The sequence below is a fragment of the Xanthovirga aplysinae genome, from assembly GCF_009711365.1.
In the GTDB taxonomy this organism is placed as follows: Bacteria; Bacteroidota; Bacteroidia; order Cytophagales; family Cyclobacteriaceae; genus Xanthovirga; species Xanthovirga aplysinae.
Genome location: NZ_SMMB01000016.1, coordinates 1 through 217 on the forward strand (window position 1 = coordinate 1; position 217 = coordinate 217).

The 217-nt window shown below is 41.5% G+C and carries 1 protein-coding gene; it reads left to right on the forward strand.

All coding sequences use genetic code 11. The features are described 5' to 3' along the window. On the forward strand, positions 1 to 217 hold a 217-nt coding region (locus tag E1171_RS22885), incomplete at both ends, for a hypothetical protein (protein ID WP_222931247.1).

The following is a 217-nucleotide window of genomic DNA, read 5'->3' on the forward strand; positions in this document are numbered from 1 at the left end:
GGCCAATGGCGATAAGCCTTTTTATGGCATTACTTCAGTTTCCTACTCTGATAACCAGGAAATTGAAAATCAATACGGAGCGGGTAACATGCCTGTTTCAAGAGGTTTCGGAAATTATACCGCTGAAGCTTCTCTTACATTGACAATGGAGGAAGTAGAAAAAATCCAGGATTCAGTGCCGACGGGAAGATTACAGGACATTCCTGAATTTAACTTG